We start from the raw sequence: 19249 nt of genomic DNA, 5'->3' as shown, positions 1-19249 counted from the left end.
ACGCCTGCTATTGCGTGGCTTGCCGCTGGTCTTCGATCTTTTTAACACACTCCAGAATATCCCGCAGCTTGAACGGCTTGGCAACAAAATCAAAGGCACCTTTGCTGTAGGACTCTCTTGCCGTTTCCAGGGTGGCGAAGCCGGTAATAATAATGACCCGGGTATCGGCAGATGCTTTCTTGGCCTGGGTCAGGATCTCTATGCCGTCGGCACCTTCCATCTTCAGATCGGTAATGACAATATCGAATGCCGCCTCCCGCAGCCGGGCAAGGGCGGAAGCGCTGTCGTTGAAGGTTTCTACTTCGTAGCCTCTTTTCTCGAATGCCGGCTTCAATCGTCGACAGACTATCGGTTCATCATCTAAAATGAGGATCCGTAGTCGGGGTTCTCCCTGATTGTTTTCCGATTTCATTATACTCCTCCAATTACATGGTGCACGACGTCTAAGAATTGTTGCACATGCATGGCAACATCTTTATCCGAGTGCATTTGCGTGTCAAGCTGCCGGGTGTAGCCGACAAGTCCGCCCAGGATGCGTATACGTTCGGTCATCCGCGATCGGGATAGTTTTTTTACCCTGCCGATCACCAGATCACCATGTACCTCGACTCTGAAGTCGAAATGGGTTAAAACCTGGGCAATAAATTTTGCCCGCCGTGAGCGGCGAATAAATTCGGTCACGCCGCCGAGAAACCTGAAATAGATCGAATTGTCGTTGATTGTATCCGAGATATAGGCGTCTATTATAGTAAAATGATAGCCCAGCCGCATATTAATATTCATATAATTTTCCAGGACCACCGCCAGGTTCCGGCCTATTTCTTTCGGACTGGCCATGGAGGAAGGAAAAGTCCGGGTGAGGCTTGCCATAAAACTGCCCAGATCGACGTCAACGGGTTTGGTACACCACATGCCTGACTCATTCAGGCCGGATAAAAAATCGCGCAAAGGCAGGGAGACAATCTGGTCCGGCGTGACAACGCGGGCATCCGGCGGGCAGCTGGTACCACCGCCTGCGTCGATGACCATTAAGCCTAGAGGAATATCGGCAATGAGCTTTTTCGGCGCAGAGAGATGTTGCGCGCCCTTTTTTTCACTCAGGTGAATGAGCTCTTCAACCGCCTTTTCATGGATGTAACGGGTGATATCATGGAACGTGCGACAAGCCGCCGGGGTAAAATTCTCATTCTGGGCATCAAGGAGGTTCAATGGGCTGATATGTTTCAGTAGACGACGGAGCAGGCGGTATTCATAAAAATCTTCGAAAACCTCGTCCTCGGTCAGTTCAAAACGATCAAGGGCACTGATATTGCCGCGATAGACAATGTTCTGGGTCGCGTCAAGGGTGACTTCATCACCGGTCTGCAGCAGTGATGTCGCCACTTCCGTATCGACGATGGTCGGCACCCGGTATTCCCGCGCCAGTGATGCCATGTGGCCCGTGGGCGAACCGACATCGGTGATGATGCCCCGCGCCTTGTGCATGATGGAAGAATAGCGGGGTGAGGTATACCGCACCAGCATGATCGCGCCATAGGGGAAAACCTTCAGATCAGCATCGCTTTCCACCATAAATATCTTGCCGATACCGACGCCGCGCTGCACCACAAAACCTTTGTCGGAGAAGATGATCTCCGCGTCCCGGACCGCCTCAAGCACCTGCGGCTTCGGCGCAGCATGCGTTTTTCGAAAGCGCAGGGCACGCGTCTGCAGGATCTGCAGTTGTCCGCTGCTGTCGAAAGTCCACTCGATTTCCTGTGGTCTCTTATAATAACGCTCGATGCGCATCGCGGTCTGGCTGAGCTCCTGGAGTTGTTCTTTACTCAGGCTGGGCACGGCGTGCAATTCGACCGGATTGTCTTCCCAGGCAACGCCCCCGCCCGGCGCGGCGACAAGTCGCTGTGGCTTTTCGACGACGTTTGAAGAGCGAATGACATAAGGCGGGGTGCGATCGATGATGATCGTATCCGTTCTTCGATTGCCTTCGACAACCGGAGCGCAGAGCCCCCACAGGGCATTGGCCACCATGGCCCCTTCCGCTGTGTCCGGGGCATAGGTATGCAGAACGCCGCTAACCGCGCTCTCGACCATCACCTGACAACCAACCGCCATTGCCGTTTCGTGTTCCTGGTAGCCTTTGTTCAGGCGATAGCTCCAGGCCTTGAAGGAATAGGCACTGGCGACGACCTGGCGGTAGCCGTCAATCAGTTGATCGGGTGAGGCGTTCAGCAGTGATGCATACTGCCCGGCAAAACTGGTGTCTTCTCCCTCGCCCCATCCACTGCTGCGAATAGATAAGGCCAGTTGCGACCGCTGCATACGTTCGGCAAGAGCATCGAACTGGGCAAATATCTGTGCCGATAGGTGGCGCGGCACCGGAGTGCTCAGGATGCTTTTCTGCATCGCATCGGCAACCTGCTCAAAAGCGGCATCGTCGCCTGCATCCCAGTGCAGTGCCGCCTGTTCCGCTTTTTCCAGCAACCCTTTTTGCTTCATAAACTCAAAAAAGGCCTGGGTGGTTATCACAAAACCATCCGGTGTCGTCAGCGCCAGACGATTATGGATGTCGCCGAGTTTGGCCATTTTGTCACCGACCTGCTCGCTCATTTCCGAGCTCAGCTCGCCCAAGGGCAGGACCAGATTGCCGGATGGGAGAAAATGCCTGCCGGACAGCTCACCCTGGATTGCCTGGCGGATACGCTCAAAGGCTACAAACAGTTCGACATTTTTGCGTTGCGTAAGGATGCTGAGACCGGAAATGAGCTTGAAAACATGGTCTCCTACCTTCTCGGCAGCTTCTTCAATATATCGTCGGTCAAAAACATACTCACCACCCAGCTTGTCTCCCATATCGGCCATGAGCTCCAGGATCAGGTTATTGTTTTCCAGAATGTCCTGAAATTTCTTGAACAGCACCGTAAAAGGCAAAACCTCTTTACGGCGTCGTGGGAAAGTGAGCAGTTTTTTTATGACGTTATACATGCAGGATTCACAAATTTAATGTGCTCCTTTGCTCTGAAATACAAGGCCGATTGCCAGGCCGCTGACAACCGCGATGACGGTAGCCAGTATGCCGTACAGCAACCCATTTTTAAACGCCAGTTTGCTCAGCCATGCCGGAAAACCGGTCAATCTGGCTTCTACATCTAATGTCTGTTGTCCTACGACGGCACCATCTTTAACGGCGACAGCCTCAATGTTATAATGACCTGGGGCGACAGCTGAAGGGATCGCTATCTCGGCGGCAAAGTTGCGGGTTGCTCCCGTATCGGGACCAAGGTGGATATCACCCATTGTCTCGGCATAGAGTCCATCGTTTTCTTTTAACAGAAGAAGTTCATGTATCAAGTCGACATTGCCAGAGTTGGCGCCCTCTTCAACTTTAATGGTGGATTTGAGGCTGGCCAGTTGCAAAGCTGTTCCCGCCGCACCAAGCTGATCAATGGGGCGTGAGCTCTCAACCAGGCAGATTTTGGGCACATTGTTCAATCGTACCTTGCCGGTATTCATCCACAGCAGTCCGAAAACCTTGCCCTTTTGCCTGAGATGCAGTTCCTCAGGGGCACCGGTGAAGCGTAAAATGACATCACTGCCGGCGGGGATCGTACCGGATGCTTTCAAGGTAACGCCGTCGTACCGCGCACCCATCAATATATTCGTGGGAGACGCCGTCATGGTCATCGGTGCAGAAGCATATACCATGGATGGGATAAGTGCGAGAATGATCAGAAAAAGCCATGTACATGAGGGGGAGTGCATGCGAATCATATCAGTGTCCTCCAATATAACTGAGCAGTACATCCGGTCTGGCGAGGAGGTCGTAGAGCATTTTAAACATCACGACGAGGACCAGAGATGCCAGAGCGATTTTTAATTGCTCGCCACCAAGTTTTTTGCCGATCTTGGCGCCCACCTGGGCGCCAAGGGCAGAACCGATCAGCAGCAACAGGGCGAGAACGAAATCGACTGTATGGTTCTGGGAGGCCTGCATGATGGTGACATTGACACAGGTGAAGAGAATTTGAAAGAGACTTGTCCCGACCACGACATGCATTGGCATGCGCAACAGATAGACCATTACCGGAACCATGACAAAACCGCCGCCGACTCCCATGATGGCAGCCAGCACGCCGACCAGGGTGCCGAGTACCAGCGGCATGAGGAGTGACATGCGAATGCCCGAGCGTTGGAAATCCATATGGAAAGGCAGGACCCGCATCATTTTTGCGTAGGTGGATTCACTTTTGGGAGTTGCTTCGGCAATCACGGTCGTTTTTGACTTGCGCATTGCCTGCAGGCTCTCAAGAAACATATATCCGCCGACAAAACCAAGCATAAGGACGTAGGTGACGCTGATCAGAAAATCAGCGTTGCCGAGCTGGCGCAATATTCTGATGATCTGGACCCCGACGGTTCCCCCGGCAATACCGCCTACCAGCAGCAGCAGGCCCATTTTTATGTCGACATTGCCAAGACGAAAATGGGCGAGCGTGCCGGATGTCGATGCCCCGACTATTTGATTGGAATCCGATGCCGCAGCCACCGTTGGCGGAATGCCCATCATAATAAGCAGAGGTGTCATTAGAAACCCTCCTCCTACACCGAAGATGCCGGATAAGAGACCGACAACCCCACCCAGACCCAGGATCGCCACACAATTGATACTGTTGCCGGCTATGGGAAGATAAAGACTCATTGTGAAACTCATGTAATCCTCTCGTTTTTTGCGGTATTTTTCTTCGTGAAAACTATTTCCACCGTGCATGAAATTTTATGGCGAAGAGAGCGGACAAAGACCAGTTCCTTGTCGGCTGAGCGAGCTTTCTTGTCGTCTGCTTCATGTATCAGTAGTGAAATTTTGTTATTATTGACAAAGCTGATTACCTCTTGTGCATACTCTCCCTCCGTAATGAAATAATTAATCTGAACTCCTTCTGCTTTGGCAGCCTCGATGAGCAGCTCAAGTTTTTTCCTGATTGCCTCTTCCACCTCTTGAGCGTGACAGGAAATTCGCCCCCTGTTGAGGGGGACCACCAGGAGAACGTTGAGCGTGGCGTCGATTCGCTTAGCCAGAGAACATGCATGCGAGAGTGCCTCCCATGCGCCGTGTCTGCTGTTGATTGCTACGAGTATCTTTTCCATTGAGCTCCTTCATGCTTTTCTAATAGCAAAGTGAGTGCCAGGGGAGAGAAAATGATATGGAATAAATATTGAGAGATATTAAATAGATACAATGAAGATGGCGGGAGGCGGGTTCTTTTTGTATTTCATATTGAAACGTTATTGGTTATAGTTGGCTAATATTGTTTCAATATGAAATGTAATTACCACTAAACCTCAGCTATATTGGGGGTATGAGGTGTCCTCTTGACCCTCTGAGCTGAACTGTAGTGGTAATCAAAATATGAAATGCAATTCGGTTTTTAATATTCAACCGGAGTCCTTCAATGAACAGCACCCGTCCCGTATCTTTTCTGCACCAATGGTCCCAATCGTGCGTGCAGCGTTTGCGTCTGGGCTCAATTAAAGGCAAAATCCTGGTTGTTTTTGGTCTGACTCTTGTCTTGATCAGTGCCCTTACCGCCCTGAACTACTGGAACCTGTCAACCCTCAAAACGCGTATGGAGCTCAGTGAGCGATACGATGATTTGTTGAATAATATTCTTGAAGTACGAAGGTTTGAAAAAAATTACCTGATTTATGCCGACAAACAGAATTTGTCGGAAAGCAGGGAGTACCTCAATCGCATCGACACCTTGCTGGCGGATCTCGCCGATGACCTGCCACTGCTTGACGGAAAGGCGGCCTATGTCAATTTTAAAAATTCCTTGCTTAATTACCGCCAGTTTGTCGATCGTATCAGTGCCGGAGAGAGCAGTATCCCGCCGGAAACGATCCGTACCCTGGGGAAAACACTCACCGATGCCGCGGATCACTTCCGAGTGATCAAACGCAAACGTATTCACACCACCTTTTTACGCAGCCTGACGATTCCTTTCTTTGTTCTGGCCATTCTGGTCGGCCTGATGGTGCTCGTCTTTCAGCTTATATCAGAGGGCCTGATAAAACCTCTCGATGTGGTTATGGAGACAACTCGATCCCTCGGACGCGGGGATTTCAGCCCGATCCATTATAGCGGCGTTCGTCTGGAAGAGATTGCCGGTCTAATAGATGCCTTCAACCAAATGGCCCAGGAGCTTGAAACCAATCAGGAAGATTTAATCCAGACTCGAAAAATCGCCGCTATAGGTACTTTTACTGCCGGCATTGCCCACGAACTCAACAATCCCATCAATAATATTGCCTTAACGGCGGAGAGCCTGATCGAGGAATATGGGGAAGATATTGATGAAAACTGTTCAGAAATGCTGCAGGATATTCAAAGTCAGGCAGACCGTGCGGCAGACATAGTGAAAAATCTCCTTGATTTTTCCCGTACCGAAAATCCGGCCTTCTCCCAGCTTGACCCTTCGCTCATTCTGACGAGCACGGTGAGTTTGATTAAAAATCAGTTTAAAATTGCTAACCTCCAACTGGATACCTCGGTTGCTGAAAACCTCCCGGAGATACGCGGTAATCTGGGAAATCTCCAGCAGGTTTTTACAAATCTGCTGCTCAATGCGCTACATGCGACACCCTCTGGAGGGAAAATAGGCATGCATGTGGAAATGGCCGACACCGCGGGATTTATCAAATTTACCGTTGAGGATAGCGGGGCTGGCATTCCGGAAAAGGTTCAGGAAAAGATTTTCGAGCCGTTTTTTACCACCAAGCAAGTTGGCAAAGGAACGGGACTTGGCCTGTCGGTTAGCTTTGCCATAGTCAAGCGCCACGGCGGTCGGATTGAAGTGTTCAGCGAACCTGGGCAAGGGACGAAGATCAGCGTTCTGTTGCCATATGTTGTCAATGATTTCGCCGGTTGGAGTGTTGGATGAAATTACGATTAGCGGTTGTCGATGACGAGGAAATTGTCTGTCGGCGTCTCAGCCAGGCCTTGTCCCGCGAGGATTATGAAGTCGAGGCCTTTATTATGGGACGTTCGTTTCTGGAAAGAATGGTACAGCAGCCGTTCGACATCGTTTTTTTGGATATGCGCCTGCCGGATCTCGACGGCCTCGAGATATTGGCCCGCGTGAAAGGTCTTCGTCCGGAGACCGAGGTGATTATCATTACCGGACATAAGAGTGTTGAAACAGCCGTTGAGGCCATGCGCAATGGCGCCTACCACTATATTGCAAAACCGGTTAACCTGGCGGAGATCCGGCTGCTGGCCCAGAGTGCGAGGGATAAGATTTCCATGCGCCTGGAAAACCTGCGCCTGCGAGAGGCGCTCAAGGGGGATTCCGGTCTGACCGCAATTATCGGTAACAGTCCTCTTATTCAGGAACTGTTCACCATGGTTCGCAAGGTAGCACCGGTCGACTGCAATGTGCTTATTCAGGGGGCCAGCGGTACCGGAAAAGCCCTGGTTGCCAAAGCCGTACATCAGCTGAGCCCGAAAAAGGACCATCCTTTTGTCACCTTTAACTGTGGCGGCTTCACCGATGAATTAATCAACAGTGAGCTTTTCGGTCATGAAAGAGGAGCCTTTACCGGCGCCACAACGACCAAAATAGGTTTGCTCGAATCGGCAGGCGGCGGTACGGTTTTTCTCGATGAGATCGGTGAAATGCCTCTCAATATGCAGGTGAAGCTGCTTCATGTGATTCAGGAGCGCCAGATTTTCCGGGTTGGCGGGACCACGCCAATCGATCTGGATATCCGCATTATTGCGGCAACAAACAAAGATCTCAAACATGAGGTGGCGGCAGGTACCTTTCGCGAGGATCTCTTCTTTCGCCTCAATGTCGTCTCTATTACAGTGCCTTCGCTCTCGGCGCGGCGGGAAGATATCCCGCTGCTGACCCGCCACTTCATAAAAAAATACAGCCTGGCGTTTCATAAACAGGTAACCGGGATTCAGGAGCAGGCACTTAACATTCTGCTTCATTACAGCTTTCCCGGCAATGTGCGGGAACTTGAAAACATTATCGAACGGGCGCTCGCCCTGACCGAGAGCGAGGAAATCGGACCGCAGGATTTGCCGAAGGATTTACAGAATCTGGAATTTGACACGATTGCCGGCGACGGTTTTCCGTCTCTGGCCGAGATGGAACAGCGATACATCATGAAAGTTCTGCAGAGAACGGGGTATAATAAAGGCCTTACCGCCCAGATTCTGGAGATCCCCCGAACGACCCTCTGGCGCAAGATCAAATTGTACGGCCTAGAGTAGGGCGTGCGCCGAAATCGTTTGGTTGATCTTCTGCGACACAAAATTGCATACGGAAAGAGAGGCCGCCCCGGATGTGTTGCTGCAGCTTTGATGAGAGAAGAAAAAAACCTGGATCAGCGGGGGATAAGAAAAAGATGCCCAGGGAAGGTTTTCTGTTTTCTATCATTACGCCATGCTCGTATGACGTAATGATAGAAGAAATTTAACACCGGGGCCGCTGGACCCTACCTCGCGGGATCTTATGACTGGATGGCCGCCTGTTCCGTTGCTTTTTTTACCCGTCGTTTCTGGTTCAGCCAGATGAGGACGAGCAGGGCGATCGCCGGGATAAACATCAGCTGTTTCGGCGGTCGGTCGGTTAAGACCTGGAAATTGATGATTTCCTGGTCAAAATCGATGCGGGCTTTTTTTGCGGCACTGCCGAACACCACGTTATCCACGAAGATTTTGCCATCTTCGGTGCGGGTACTAAATCCCATTGCCTGGAGTCGTTGATCCCCGCCCACCTGATCCCCGACTTTTAAGGACACAACCATGGTGAATTCCTTGCCGCTCATCTTTTCGCCTTTCAGGGTAAGACGCAATTGGTCGCCTGCCGGCATATGATCGACAAAATGGGCCAGTTCCGCTGGTGGTCGAGTCTCCAGTTCGGGATAGATTTGATCCCAGAAAAACCCGGGTCGAAACAGAATAAAAGCTGCAACGAGCAACAACCCGCTTTCCCAGAGCTTATTTCTGGTCAGCATATAGTTTTGCGTTGCTGAGGCAAAGGCCAGCATGGCAATGACGGCACCGCAGACTACCACAATAAAATGAAAAGCGGAGCCTATCCCGATCATCAGGAGTTCATTGTTGTAAATAAATACAAAGGGCAGGATGGCGGTGCGGATATCGTACATAAAACCCTGGATACCTGTGCGAATTGGATCCCCTCCCGAAATACCCGCGGCCGCGAAGGCAGCCAGCCCTACGGGCGGAGTGTCGTCGGCGAGAACACCAAAATAAAAAACGAACAGATGAACGGCAACCAGCGGGATGAGCAGTCCGTTCTGCGCGCCCAGGCTGACGATGACCGGTGCCATAAGGGTCGACACGACGATGTAATTGGCGGTGGTTGGCAGGCCCATACCGAGAATTATGCAGAATATCGCGGTAAATATCAGGGTTAAGTTCATGTTGCCGAGGGAAATCAATTCAACAAAGTCGGTCATGACCAAGGCTATGCCGGTAAGGGTAACAGTACCGACGATGATGCCGGCAGCGGCTGTCGCCACCCCGATCCCGATCATGTTCCGGCCACCGGTGACCATTCCGGTAATGACGTCGTCGAGACCGCGGCGAAAGCTGAATTCCTCGCTCTGTATCTTTCGGAAAAAACCTTTCAGTGGTCTTTGGGTAATGACGATGAACAGCAATAAAACAGTCGCCCAGAAAACCGAAAGGGAAGGGGAGAATTGTTCAACTATCAGGCACCACATGAGCACCACAACCGGCAGGAGAAAATACAGACCCGCCTGGGTGGTTTCGCCAAGGTCAGGTAAAACGGTCATGTCCGTTGAGTGTTCCAGTTCAGGAACCCGACAGGCGAGATAAATAAGGGCTATATAGGCAAGCAGGGCGAGTACCGCGATGATATAAATCGCTCCATCGCCCGCTACGGTCTTTATCCAGCCCAGACCGTAATAGGTGGCCGCACCGGTGGCGATTGTGCCGAGGAGAACGGAGACGATGCCGTAAAGGGTCTGGGCTATCGTCTTTTTGTGTCTTTTTTCGAGTCCTTTGAGGCCCATTTTGCATGCCTCAAGATGAACAATATAGACCAGGGCGATATAGGCGATTATTGCCGGCAGAAAGGCATTTTTAATGACTTCGAGATAGGATATGCCCACATATTCAACCATCAAAAAGGCCGCTGCCCCCATTACCGGTGGGGTTATCTGACCATTCACTGAAGAAGCGCACTCAATACCGCCGGCCTTTTCCGCGGAGAAACCCACTTTTTTCATCAGGGGTATGGTAAAGGTTCCGGTAGTAACAACGTTGGCGATTGACGAGCCGGATATCATCCCGGTCATGGCCGAAGACACAACCGCCGCTTTGGCAGGTCCGCCACGCATGTGACCGAGACCGGCAAAGGCGACGCGGATGAAATAGTTGCCAGCTCCCGCTTTTTCAAGCAGGGAGCCAAAAAGAACGAACATGAAGACCATGCTGGTCGAGACCCCCAGGGCAACACCAAAAACACCCTCGGTCGATAACCAGTAATGTGACATCCCCTTCGTAAGACTTGCTCCCTTGTGGGCTATAATGTCGGGCATATGCTGACCGGCAAAGGTGTAAATGATAAAAAGGGTTCCTATGATCATCAGAGGGGGGCCAAGGGCACGGCGAGTCGCCTCGAGCAGGAGGATAATACCGATTACGGATACCGCCAGATCAAGGGTTGTCGGGGCACCTGGCCGGGCCGAGAGCGCGGTATAATTAAAATAGATATAGCCCGCGGCAAAAGAGGCCGCAAGGGCCAGTATCCAGTCCTGCAGAGGAATGTATTTTGTCGGTGACGTTTTCAAAGTCGGAAAAGCGGCGTAGGCCAGAAACATCGCAAAAGCCAGATGGATCGAGCGGGCCTCTGTGTCATTGATGACAAAAAAATTGAGGGCAAAAGGGAGAGGAGATGAATACCAGAGCTGGAAAAGAGACCAGAGCAGCGGGACCCCGAAAAGGACCGCCTTGGAAAATTTGTCTTGAGGCGTCCTGCCTCCGGTATCGGTGTCGGCCACCATCTTTTCTAACCGTTCCACGGCTGGATTTTTTTCTTTTTCGGTCATAATGAATTCGACTCCTCTCTGGGCTGCTGCATATCTAATCTATTGGTACCAGGGTGAGGCAAATAACCGGTCGGCCCTTCTGGGAGGAGCGGGACTTTTTGCAATACTCACTTGATGGTCATAGTTTCATATACGGGGATAGAGGCATTGCTTGCCAATCGGGCGGGAAAAGATGGTCGGGAATAAACCATCCTGCCCGCCCTTTTTCGTCCAGTTAAATCTACATCAAACCGGCTTCCTTGTAGTATTTAATTGCCCCTTCATGAAGAGGAGCGGAAAGGCCATATTTGATCATCTGTTTTTTGTCCAGGTTGGCAAAAGCAGGGTGAAGCTGTTTAAATTCTTCAAAGTTCTCGAAAACCGCCTTGACCAGGTGATAGACCACGTCGGCCGGGACCTTGGTGGAGCTGACGATGGTGGCACTGACACCAAAGGTTTTGGTGTCGTTGGGATTGCCCCGGTACATTCCGCCAGGGATAACGGCGTCGCTAAAGTATGGATTGGCGCTGATCAATTCTTCGATTTTCGGGCCGGTGACATTCACCAGAACGGAATCACAGGCGGTACAGGCCTCCTGGATGGAGCCATTGGGATGACCAACCATATAGACAATGGCGTCAACTTTATTGTCGCACAGGGCGGCCGATTGTTCCGCAGCTTTCAATTCGGACGCGAGCTTGAAATCCTTTGTTGTCCAGCCGTATTTGTCCATAACCCCTGCCATGGTGCTGCGCTGTCCGGAACCGGGGTCACCGATGTTTACTCGTTTTCCCTTGAGATCTTCGAATTTTTTGATCCCTGAGTCAGCTCTTGCGACTACAGTGAAAGGTTCCTGGTGCAGTGAAAATACGGCGCGCAGGTTAGTGTCTGGACCTGTGGCGGCAAACTTATTCAGACCTTTGACGGCTTCGTACTGGACATCCGACTGGGCGACACCGAAGTCAAGCTCACCAGTGGTTACAGCGTTGACATTATAGACCGAACCGCCGGTACTTTCGACAGTTGCCCTGAGGCCATGCTCTTTTTTTCCTTTATTGACGAGGCGGGCAATAGCGCCACCGGCCGGATAATACACCCCGGTTACTCCCCCGGTGCCGATGGTAATGAATTTCTGGTTGGCCGCTAATGCTGAACCTGCTACAGCCCCAACACATAAGGCACAGCCGAAGGTGATTGCGGTTAACAGCGAAGTTGTCCTCTTGTTCATAGTTTTTTCTCCGTGGGTTTGAATGTTTTCCCCGCATTGTGAATAATCCGTGCGGGGAAGGAATGTTGTACATCGCCATGTCTCAAACCGGGTAAGAACCCGAAAAATCAAGCCAACAAGCGCTGTACATTAATAACCTACCTATAACAAAGACCTAATATTTTTGCATTCGTCAAGGGTTTTTGCACCCATATCCCTCCTTGAAAAATAGAAATTGCCAGCTTCTGATCATACCAGTGTATGGAGCAGTCGGCAACCATGTACACCTATCTATCTCTGGCCTTCGATCTGGGAAAGCTCGATAAGGCTAAAAAGTCGAAAAGCTTGATGGTCGGGGCGGTCAGGTTGGTCAGAAGATCCCCGTTGTAGCCGGCAAGGAGCGGGATTGCCGCGAGGCGGTCGTGCCTGTCTCGCTGCTCGCAACAGGAAAATCCGGCACACGCTGATGTCTTTTCAGGGGTTGTCAGGATACGGGCAGCGGACTATCGTCCCAGACTGACCCTTTTTTTGGCGGCTGCCAGGTCGAAATAATTCGGATCAAAATCCGGGCGACCGGTAAGCTCAAACAGGCTGTCTGTTTTTCTGCCGTCGGGTGATTCCAGGTCGGTTATGAGTTGCAGGTATTGGTGGATATCGCCAATCGTCTCCGGGGGACAGGCCATTTCACCGGCGAGGAGGACCGGGTGTTTGAGCTGTCTGGTCGGAGGCACGACTTCCTCGAGGTGGATTTCATGCTCCCAGCCCTCACCGGCGCCATAGATGTAGGAAAACATGAATCGCATACCCTCCTCCAGGGTGTGCAGTTTATACTTATATTCGTCGAATCGCTTTGCTTCCCGGGGAACCCTTGTTTTCATGGTTGGCTCGTAGCTGATTTTACCGACCAGGAACTGATGGACGTGGGAGTCGCTCCAGCCCATGCTCAGCTGGATGGTGTCGTGCAGTTGCGCCAGGGTAAACGCCCCAGGGACCTGCACTCTACGCCAGATGAGCGGGTCCGAAAAGGTTATGGAAATATGCAGGACATAGCTTGGAACCTGCTTGTCATTCTTGTTATCTGCAGTCACATTCTTCGTGCTTTGAGGGAAAACACCTTTTATAACCTGGGCCATTTGCTCCTCCTTAGCGTCTTCTTTCCTGACATCTGTGTTTGTAATGTTGACACATTAATGCAGGAACAGAGTCCTGGCTAGAGCAGCTCGAAAAAACTTGTCGTGCAGCAGTTATTCACTCTCGGATATCTCCTGCATGGTCGTCAACAGGAGCTGTCTGAATTTTTCGACAGCCTTTCGTCCGGCATCGCCCTTGTCATCACGGATGGCCTTGAAAAAATCATGGCAGATTTTAATATTTCCGGCCGACCAGTTTTGCGTAAATCCACGGGGGGGATCGATGTCCGGCTGCGGTTGAGCCGATAGGCTGTCCTTTGTGTAGTCCCTGCGGCCATGGGCCCAGTTGATGGTGTGTTGGTAATAGAGCAGAGAACGGTTGAGCAGGATAAAGAGGAGGTCGATGGATTTGGCTGGACCTATCTGGATCTGTTTGCCGCCGAGCGGCAAGCCTAAAATCTTGACCTTGTCGGAGAGATTCTCACCACCAAAGAAAGCACCAAGTGCCCCGGCAAGGGTGCCCACGGCGGTAAACAGGCCAAGGCTGTGGCCAAAAGTTGCCATCTCCAGGCCGGCACCGATGGCAGCGCCGCCAAGCCCTCCGGCGATGATGACCTGCTGCCGGGTAAGGCCCAGAAGCTGCCAGGTCTCTTCATCGAACAGGTCTTTGTTGAGAATCGAATGCGGCGGCAGGTCATAGTTGAAAATATTGTGTTTGAACAGGCTGCGAATGCGCTGGTGGGCTTTTTTTTCCATCCGGCTGATGGATTCGCTGTACGTGCGAAAAAGCTTTTTCCGGGATTTTTCCGCCTCTTCCTCGGAACTGATAAGCTCGGTGAGTTGCAGCGACAGGCTGTCGGCCAACAGGGTGGTGACAGCATCCGCCGTAGTGTCGTTCCGCGCTGCCCAATCCTTTTTAAAGGCGGCAACAACATCAGACAGCGCCTGATGCCAGTCCTGGTCAATTGATTTCAGGGTTTCAAGAAGAAGAATTCGTTCGGCATAGGTAGCCCGATGGGCATTGAACACCCGGTTGGAATTAAAGTTCTTGCGAAACTCGGTTTTCCAGGCATCGAGATGGTGCTGGTCATCTTCCTTGCAGTTGATGATGGCCATCCGGGGTTTGCCCGTCAACCGTAAGATTTCCATTTCTGCCCGATCGACATTTCGAACCGGTCGTGAACCGTCGACCACATAGATGATTCCGGCGCCTCTTTCCACCGGGCCCAGCAGTTCGCAGTCATCGTGCAGTTCCGGGATGGTTGCGGCATAAGCCCTGAATGTCTTGAGGGGATTTTCGTCGGTTGTCGTCCGTTTTTTCAGCTCACTCAGCACCCTGGCCGGATTCTGAAAGCCCGGGGTATCGGTGAAACGGAGCACCTCCCGACCATCGATCACTACCGGAAAGGTGCGGCATTCGGTGGTCTCGCCAGGCGTTGCGCTGACCCGTACTGAATCATCTTCAGCGAGGGTGGAGAGTACGGACGATTTGCCTTCATTTGGGTGACCGAGTATGGCGAATTCCGGTGTCATCAGATATTCCTGTCAGGAAATAAGCGAAAAAATGCTCAGATAGGGGTCGCCGAGAGCCTCAATTTTCTGTCGCCAGAGAGTCAGGTCTGTCGGCGCTGCCGGGGTGAATACAGTTGCATCAGGGCGGCCCACCAATCCCAGATGGATAATGGTGTTGTCAGGGAGGATCGTCCGCAGTTCTTTCAGGTAGGAGAGAAAATCGACGAGAGGCACCATCCAGCCTTCCATCAGGATAAAGATTCCTTCTCCCGGCTGCCACGTTCTTTCCGCCAGGCGGTGTTTGAGCTGCTGGTCCGTGTCATAGCTGACCATGAAGCGGTGTCTTTCTTTGATGGTAAACCCTTTTTGTTGTAACAGTGGTTCCATTTTCTCGGTCGGACAGAGGGGGTAAATATCGTCCGGAATGAGCACGACCTGCTTCAACAAATGTGGAGCTGTGCCCTCAGGAGCCTGGTGCATAAACCCCGGATTGCCTGTCGGCTCTATTTTCTTTGGCTCCGGTGCGGCCTGGGTCGTGACCAGCGGTGTCTGCATGCGCCTGATGAGAGCCAGGCAGGCCGGGGTGTCGAGTTTGAGGTTGTGCAGAGAGCGCCGCTCCATTATTTTCCCAACCAAAAAGAGAATCAACCGGACCAAAAGGCCATAAAAAAGCAGGCAGAAGACCAGAAAAGGCCACCAGGCGATAAGGTCGCTGGTGGTCAGATGGTAAATTCCCTCTTTGAGGATGATACGGCTGCCTTCTATCTCGGCCAGAGTGGGGAAGCTGTTCGCCTGGGAAACAAACCAGGACCACGGCATGGCTGCAAGCATGACAAAGCGATGAATAGCCTCCGCGCTGAACTGCATGGTCGATTGCCAGCCAAAGGCGATGTCGCTGGTGGATATTTTGATGAGAGTTGCCGCGAGCAGGCCGATATTGAAACCAATGGCAAAAAGTTGACAGAGGACAAAAACAGGCCAATAAAAAAGTGAACCATAAATCGTGCTGCGAGCCTTGAAGATGCCCAGAGCGTGGTTGACACTAACCCTTTTATCCGCTGCAGCCGTGCGCAGCCATTGTTTGTGGAAAAAAGCCATACTCCTGCTGATCATTCTTCGCAGCAGCAGAGCATAGAATGATGGTGCTTGCAATCCGGGCAGCAGCGATCGAATCAGCAGGGCAGTGAGAAGCAGGCTGACCAGGGCCAGCTGAGAAACGACAAAAAGGAGCAGGAAGTGGAAAACATTGACCGGGGTCGTGCCGGTGTAGGTAAAAAATGAAAACCCACCGGTCAGGCCAACCACTATGCCGATAATAACCGCGAGGCTTTTGGCCATAAAATAGCCGTCGCGAAATATTGTCCCGGGACTTTTCTGTTCCGGGGTAGGAAAGTCCTGCTGCATCCTTTTCGTCAGCCAGGCCCAGATCCAGCGGCGATTGGCGGGACTCTGTTCACTGCCGAACTGATCCTTGTTTTCCAGGAAGATTTTTCGGTCGCGCTGGTGGAGAGTATCGTTGTCAACGTCCACGTCCTGGTGACAGAAATATTCCAGGTCGATGATATGTTTGTATTGCCAGGTTGTCTTCATGGACCGCATTATACCAGAATGAAAAGACGGGGCAAGAAAACCTCTTGAAAGCACCCGAAATTCATAATTTAATTTTTCCTAAGCAGATAATTTGGATCAAGTTGTTTAGCTCCTTTACGGGACATAAAAGAAAAATCGGCGACCATGGAACCAGCGGAATATGTTGTCAACTAGCCGGCAAGTAAGATAGGATAGAAAACTCTTGCTCATCCATCTTCATTTTCACGAGCCCACCTTTTTAAAATCAGGATCATAATATATGCAGCTGCACAACAAATTTCGCTGTTTCTTTTTTTTGGTAATAGGCATTGTCGGTATCTGTTTATTGCCCTCGTCCCCGTTGGCCGAGGAGAAGCCAAAGACTGGAGGCGACAAGGCGCCTCCAGTCCAAGAACAGAAAACCTCCCTCATTCAGATCTATTCCTGGGCGAGCATTCTGCCCAAAGAGTTGATCGATCTGCAAAACGGACTGACCAAAGAAAATACTATCCAGAACGTGGACGACGAACTCGGCACGCTGACGAAGGAAGCGGAAGGATTGAGGGTGGCGGTAGCCAATCTCGCCAAAGCCGAGAAAGACGACGATCTGCAACTAGCTCAGGTGACGGACGCGCAGGCGAATGGAATCCGGATTGCCAATCGGCTGAAAAAGCTCAGTGAGCCGATCACTTCGGCGATTTCCGATCTTTCGGCAAAAAGAAAAGAATGGCAGGCCAAGAAAGACCAGATAACGGGATATGACAAAAAAGAAATTTTGTCACTGGCACTGGCCAAAGAGCAGCAAAAAACACTGGTCGAAACCGTTGATCAAGCCCTGCAGGTAATTGGCGATCAGCTTAAACTGGTTTTGGCGGTCGGCAAAAAAATAGGCGACCTCCAGGTTCTGCTCTACTCGACGAATAACGACCTGAAGGCTATGGATGCCAAGTTGAGGTCGATGTCCATCCAGCAGACCTCGCCTTCGATACTTTCCATCGAATTTTATACCAGGATCAATGCCAAGCTCTTCAAGCAAAGCTATGCGAACACCAGCCAGTTTGTGGTCAACCAGCTGAAGAGTTTACATAAAAACAGGAATCTTCTTCTGCTCATCCTTATCGCCTTCTGCCTGGTCTGCGTTGGTGTATATAAAACCAGAGCTCTCGTTTCATCATCGTCGCGCTGGTATCCCTTTGCTACCTATCCTCTTGCTACAACTGTTTTTCTTGCCTCAAGTCTCAATGCCTTTCTGAACATTATGCCGGTCAATTTTGACCTGCCGCCACAGTGGGAGGCATTGCTGAATATTTTGACCCTGCTGGCCGCAACCCGCCTGGCCACTCTTCTCATAGAAAACAAGAGTCGCCGGCTGTTGCTCATCCGCCTGGTCATGTTTATGGCCGTTATCATTTTTATGGTTGTCCTTAATCTCCCCCAGATGTTGATGCTGCTCTTTGTCTTCTATGTGTCGGTTTTGGCTCTTGTCTATTATTTTTACCAGCTTCGAAGTATCCGAGGCAAAACTGACATGAGATCTCGGTTCAAGAGACTCGTCGGCCTCTTTCCGGCGGCAATTCTGGTCCTGGGGATTTCCGGGTACGACCAGTTTGCGGTGATGCTCTTTTCGGCGATGCTGTCAGCTATCAGTGCCTGCCTGATTGTCTGGATGCTGTACCTGCTTTTATTGGGTTTTCTCGACCTGGTCCTTACTGTCCAGCCTTTTTCCCTGTTGAGTGAAAGTCAGGAAGTTATAATGCGAAGCCTGCAGCCGATAGCTGTATGGTTGAACATTATTCTTCTCGTCGCGGTCCAGGGCGTTGTCTGGGGTTTCTTTACCACGCTCAATGAGGCGATGAACGGCATTTTTAACGTGGGATTTACTTTTTTGGATCTGAAATTTTCGCCCAGGTTTCTGGTCACCGTTATCTTTGTTATTTATGCAGCTCTTCTCATCTCGAAGGCTATCCAGACGCTCCTGTTAAATAGAGTCCTGCCGAGATACGGTGCGGCAAAAGGGGTACAACTCTCCATTACCCGTCTGGCCCACTATGCCATTTTAACGACGGGTTTCATCATCATGCTCAGGGTGCTGGGCTTTCAACTTAACCAGCTTGCCCTGCTCGGCGGTGCACTGGGCGTTGGAATTGGCTTTGGTCTGCAGGCTATTGTTAATAATTTTGCCAGCGGACTCATTTTATTGTTTGAAAGACCGATCAAGGTCGGTGATACTATTCAGATTGGCAGCGATATCGGCGAAGTGAAGAATCTTGGACTGCGGGCCACCATTATCCAGACCTTTGACAACGCGGAAATAGTCGTGCCTAATTCCGATCTGGTGACCGGGCAGGTCACTAACTGGACCCTTGGTGATCGAAGAGTAAGGGTTAAAATACCCGTCGGCGTGGCCTACGGAACAGACGTTGCAAAGGTTCTGCAAATTCTTATTGCCTGTGCCAACGCCAATCCGGTGGTGCTCAGCACCCCCAAGCCGAGCGCTTTTTTTCTGGCCTTTGGCGCCAGTTCCCTTGATTTTGAACTCCGGGTCTGGATATCTGAGTATCTCGATAAACTGCAGGTTTTAAGCGATCTGAATCAGGATATCGAAAATGAATTCGCCTTACAGAAGATAGAAATACCCTTCCCGCAGACAGACCTGCATCTTCGTTCGGTGGACGAGGCTGCTGCTGCCCGCATGCGGGGAGTCCCGGTTGTGAATACCGAGGAAGAAAAATCATAATTACTCTGTAAC

At 51.2% G+C, this 19249-nt stretch carries 13 protein-coding genes; 3 read left to right on the top strand and 10 right to left on the bottom strand.

The features are described from left to right. Nucleotides 1–7: 7 nt before the first annotated feature. The 5 genes from FCL47_RS03360 to FCL47_RS03340 are packed head-to-tail and all read right to left on the bottom strand — an operon-like array spanning nt 8 to nt 5142. Nucleotides 8–412 (bottom strand): response regulator, encoded by a 405-nt coding sequence (locus FCL47_RS03360; RefSeq protein WP_136812024.1) that lies wholly within the window; start codon nt 410–412, stop codon nt 8–10. Then, nucleotides 412–2982: a PEP/pyruvate-binding domain-containing protein gene (locus FCL47_RS03355; protein WP_136812023.1), complete on the bottom strand. Its 2571-nt coding sequence runs from the start codon at nt 2980–2982 to the stop codon at nt 412–414. The genes FCL47_RS03360 and FCL47_RS03355 overlap by 1 nt, the downstream gene beginning before the upstream one ends. Nucleotides 2983–2997: 15 nt before the next feature. Continuing rightward, complete coding sequence (locus tag FCL47_RS03350) at nt 2998–3768, bottom strand: TIGR02186 family protein (protein WP_167496342.1); 771 nt, start codon at nt 3766–3768, stop codon at nt 2998–3000. A 1-nt stretch (nt 3769) separates the two neighbouring features. After that, the gene (locus FCL47_RS03345; protein WP_136812021.1) at nt 3770–4708 is read right to left on the bottom strand and encodes a sulfite exporter TauE/SafE family protein; all 939 of its coding nucleotides are present in this window, start codon (nt 4706–4708) and stop codon (nt 3770–3772) included. Next, nucleotides 4705–5142, bottom strand: coding sequence for a universal stress protein (locus FCL47_RS03340; RefSeq protein WP_136812020.1), 438 nt, complete (start codon nt 5140–5142; stop codon nt 4705–4707). Before FCL47_RS03340 ends, FCL47_RS03345 begins: the two co-directional genes overlap by 4 nt. Nucleotides 5143–5447: 305 nt before the next feature. On the opposite strand from FCL47_RS03340, the gene FCL47_RS03335 reads away from it, so the two are divergent. Both FCL47_RS03335 and FCL47_RS03330 read left to right on the top strand, forming a co-directional pair. Then, a complete protein-coding gene (locus FCL47_RS03335; protein WP_136812019.1) occupies nt 5448–6935 on the top strand; it encodes a sensor histidine kinase in 1488 nt (495 codons plus the stop codon). Continuing rightward, the gene (locus FCL47_RS03330) at nt 6932–8275 is read left to right on the top strand and encodes a sigma-54 dependent transcriptional regulator (protein WP_136812018.1); all 1344 of its coding nucleotides are present in this window, start codon (nt 6932–6934) and stop codon (nt 8273–8275) included. The genes FCL47_RS03335 and FCL47_RS03330 overlap by 4 nt, the downstream gene beginning before the upstream one ends. 239 nt (nt 8276–8514) lie before the next feature. Here the strand turns inward: FCL47_RS03330 and FCL47_RS03325 are convergent, their stop codons facing one another. The 5 genes from FCL47_RS03325 to FCL47_RS03305 all read right to left on the bottom strand — a co-directional run bounded on the left by FCL47_RS03325 (nt 8515) and on the right by FCL47_RS03305 (nt 16521). Next, nucleotides 8515–11103 carry a TRAP transporter permease gene (locus tag FCL47_RS03325; protein ID WP_136812017.1) on the bottom strand — a complete coding sequence of 863 codons (2589 nt, stop codon included), beginning with the start codon at nt 11101–11103 and terminating at the stop codon, nt 8515–8517. A 220-nt stretch (nt 11104–11323) separates the two neighbouring features. Then, on the bottom strand, nt 11324–12310 hold the full coding sequence (locus FCL47_RS03320) for a TAXI family TRAP transporter solute-binding subunit (RefSeq protein ID WP_136812016.1): 987 nt from the start codon (nt 12308–12310) through the stop codon (nt 11324–11326). Between the two features lie 482 nt (nt 12311–12792). Then, nucleotides 12793–13422 (bottom strand): plasmid pRiA4b ORF-3 family protein, encoded by a 630-nt coding sequence (locus FCL47_RS03315; protein ID WP_136812015.1) that lies wholly within the window; start codon nt 13420–13422, stop codon nt 12793–12795. 111 nt (nt 13423–13533) lie between these two features. Further along, entirely contained in the window at nt 13534–14952 is a 1419-nt protein-coding gene (locus FCL47_RS03310; RefSeq protein ID WP_136812014.1) for a GTPase/DUF3482 domain-containing protein, read from the bottom strand. Between the two features lie 12 nt (nt 14953–14964). Then, nucleotides 14965–16521, bottom strand: coding sequence for a DUF2868 domain-containing protein (locus tag FCL47_RS03305; RefSeq protein WP_167496341.1), 1557 nt, complete (start codon nt 16519–16521; stop codon nt 14965–14967). 259 nt (nt 16522–16780) lie between these two features. Between FCL47_RS03305 and FCL47_RS03300 the strand changes: the two genes are divergently transcribed. Beyond that, complete coding sequence (locus tag FCL47_RS03300; protein ID WP_136812012.1) at nt 16781–19237, top strand: mechanosensitive ion channel domain-containing protein; 2457 nt, start codon at nt 16781–16783, stop codon at nt 19235–19237. Nucleotides 19238–19249 lie beyond the last annotated feature (12 nt).

The sequence above is a fragment of the Desulfopila sp. IMCC35006 genome (assembly GCF_005116645.1).
Classification (GTDB): domain Bacteria; phylum Desulfobacterota; class Desulfobulbia; order Desulfobulbales; family Desulfocapsaceae; genus Desulforhopalus_A.
The sequence above is the reverse complement of the archived record's forward strand: the minus strand, read 5'-3'. Positions and strand labels throughout refer to the sequence as shown.

What these genes read in the sequence shown, in the direction of transcription:
- FCL47_RS03300 (WP_136812012.1), top strand. Translation starts at nt 16,781, where the DNA reads ATGCAGCTGCACAACAAATTTCGCTGTTTCTTTTTTTTGGTAATAGGC.
- FCL47_RS03340 (WP_136812020.1), bottom strand. Translation starts at nt 5,142, where the DNA reads ATGGAAAAGATACTCGTAGCAATCAACAGCAGACACGGCGCATGGGAG.
- FCL47_RS03320 (WP_136812016.1), bottom strand. Translation starts at nt 12,310, where the DNA reads ATGAACAAGAGGACAACTTCGCTGTTAACCGCAATCACCTTCGGCTGT.
- FCL47_RS03350 (WP_167496342.1), bottom strand. Translation starts at nt 3,768, where the DNA reads ATGATTCGCATGCACTCCCCCTCATGTACATGGCTTTTTCTGATCATT.
- FCL47_RS03335 (WP_136812019.1), top strand. Translation starts at nt 5,448, where the DNA reads ATGAACAGCACCCGTCCCGTATCTTTTCTGCACCAATGGTCCCAATCG.
- FCL47_RS03315 (WP_136812015.1), bottom strand. Translation starts at nt 13,422, where the DNA reads ATGGCCCAGGTTATAAAAGGTGTTTTCCCTCAAAGCACGAAGAATGTG.
- FCL47_RS03305 (WP_167496341.1), bottom strand. Translation starts at nt 16,521, where the DNA reads ATGAAGACAACCTGGCAATACAAACATATCATCGACCTGGAATATTTC.
- FCL47_RS03345 (WP_136812021.1), bottom strand. Translation starts at nt 4,708, where the DNA reads ATGAGTTTCACAATGAGTCTTTATCTTCCCATAGCCGGCAACAGTATC.
- FCL47_RS03330 (WP_136812018.1), top strand. Translation starts at nt 6,932, where the DNA reads ATGAAATTACGATTAGCGGTTGTCGATGACGAGGAAATTGTCTGTCGG.
- FCL47_RS03325 (WP_136812017.1), bottom strand. Translation starts at nt 11,103, where the DNA reads ATGACCGAAAAAGAAAAAAATCCAGCCGTGGAACGGTTAGAAAAGATG.
- FCL47_RS03360 (WP_136812024.1), bottom strand. Translation starts at nt 412, where the DNA reads ATGAAATCGGAAAACAATCAGGGAGAACCCCGACTACGGATCCTCATT.
- FCL47_RS03310 (WP_136812014.1), bottom strand. Translation starts at nt 14,952, where the DNA reads ATGACACCGGAATTCGCCATACTCGGTCACCCAAATGAAGGCAAATCG.
- FCL47_RS03355 (WP_136812023.1), bottom strand. Translation starts at nt 2,982, where the DNA reads ATGTATAACGTCATAAAAAAACTGCTCACTTTCCCACGACGCCGTAAA.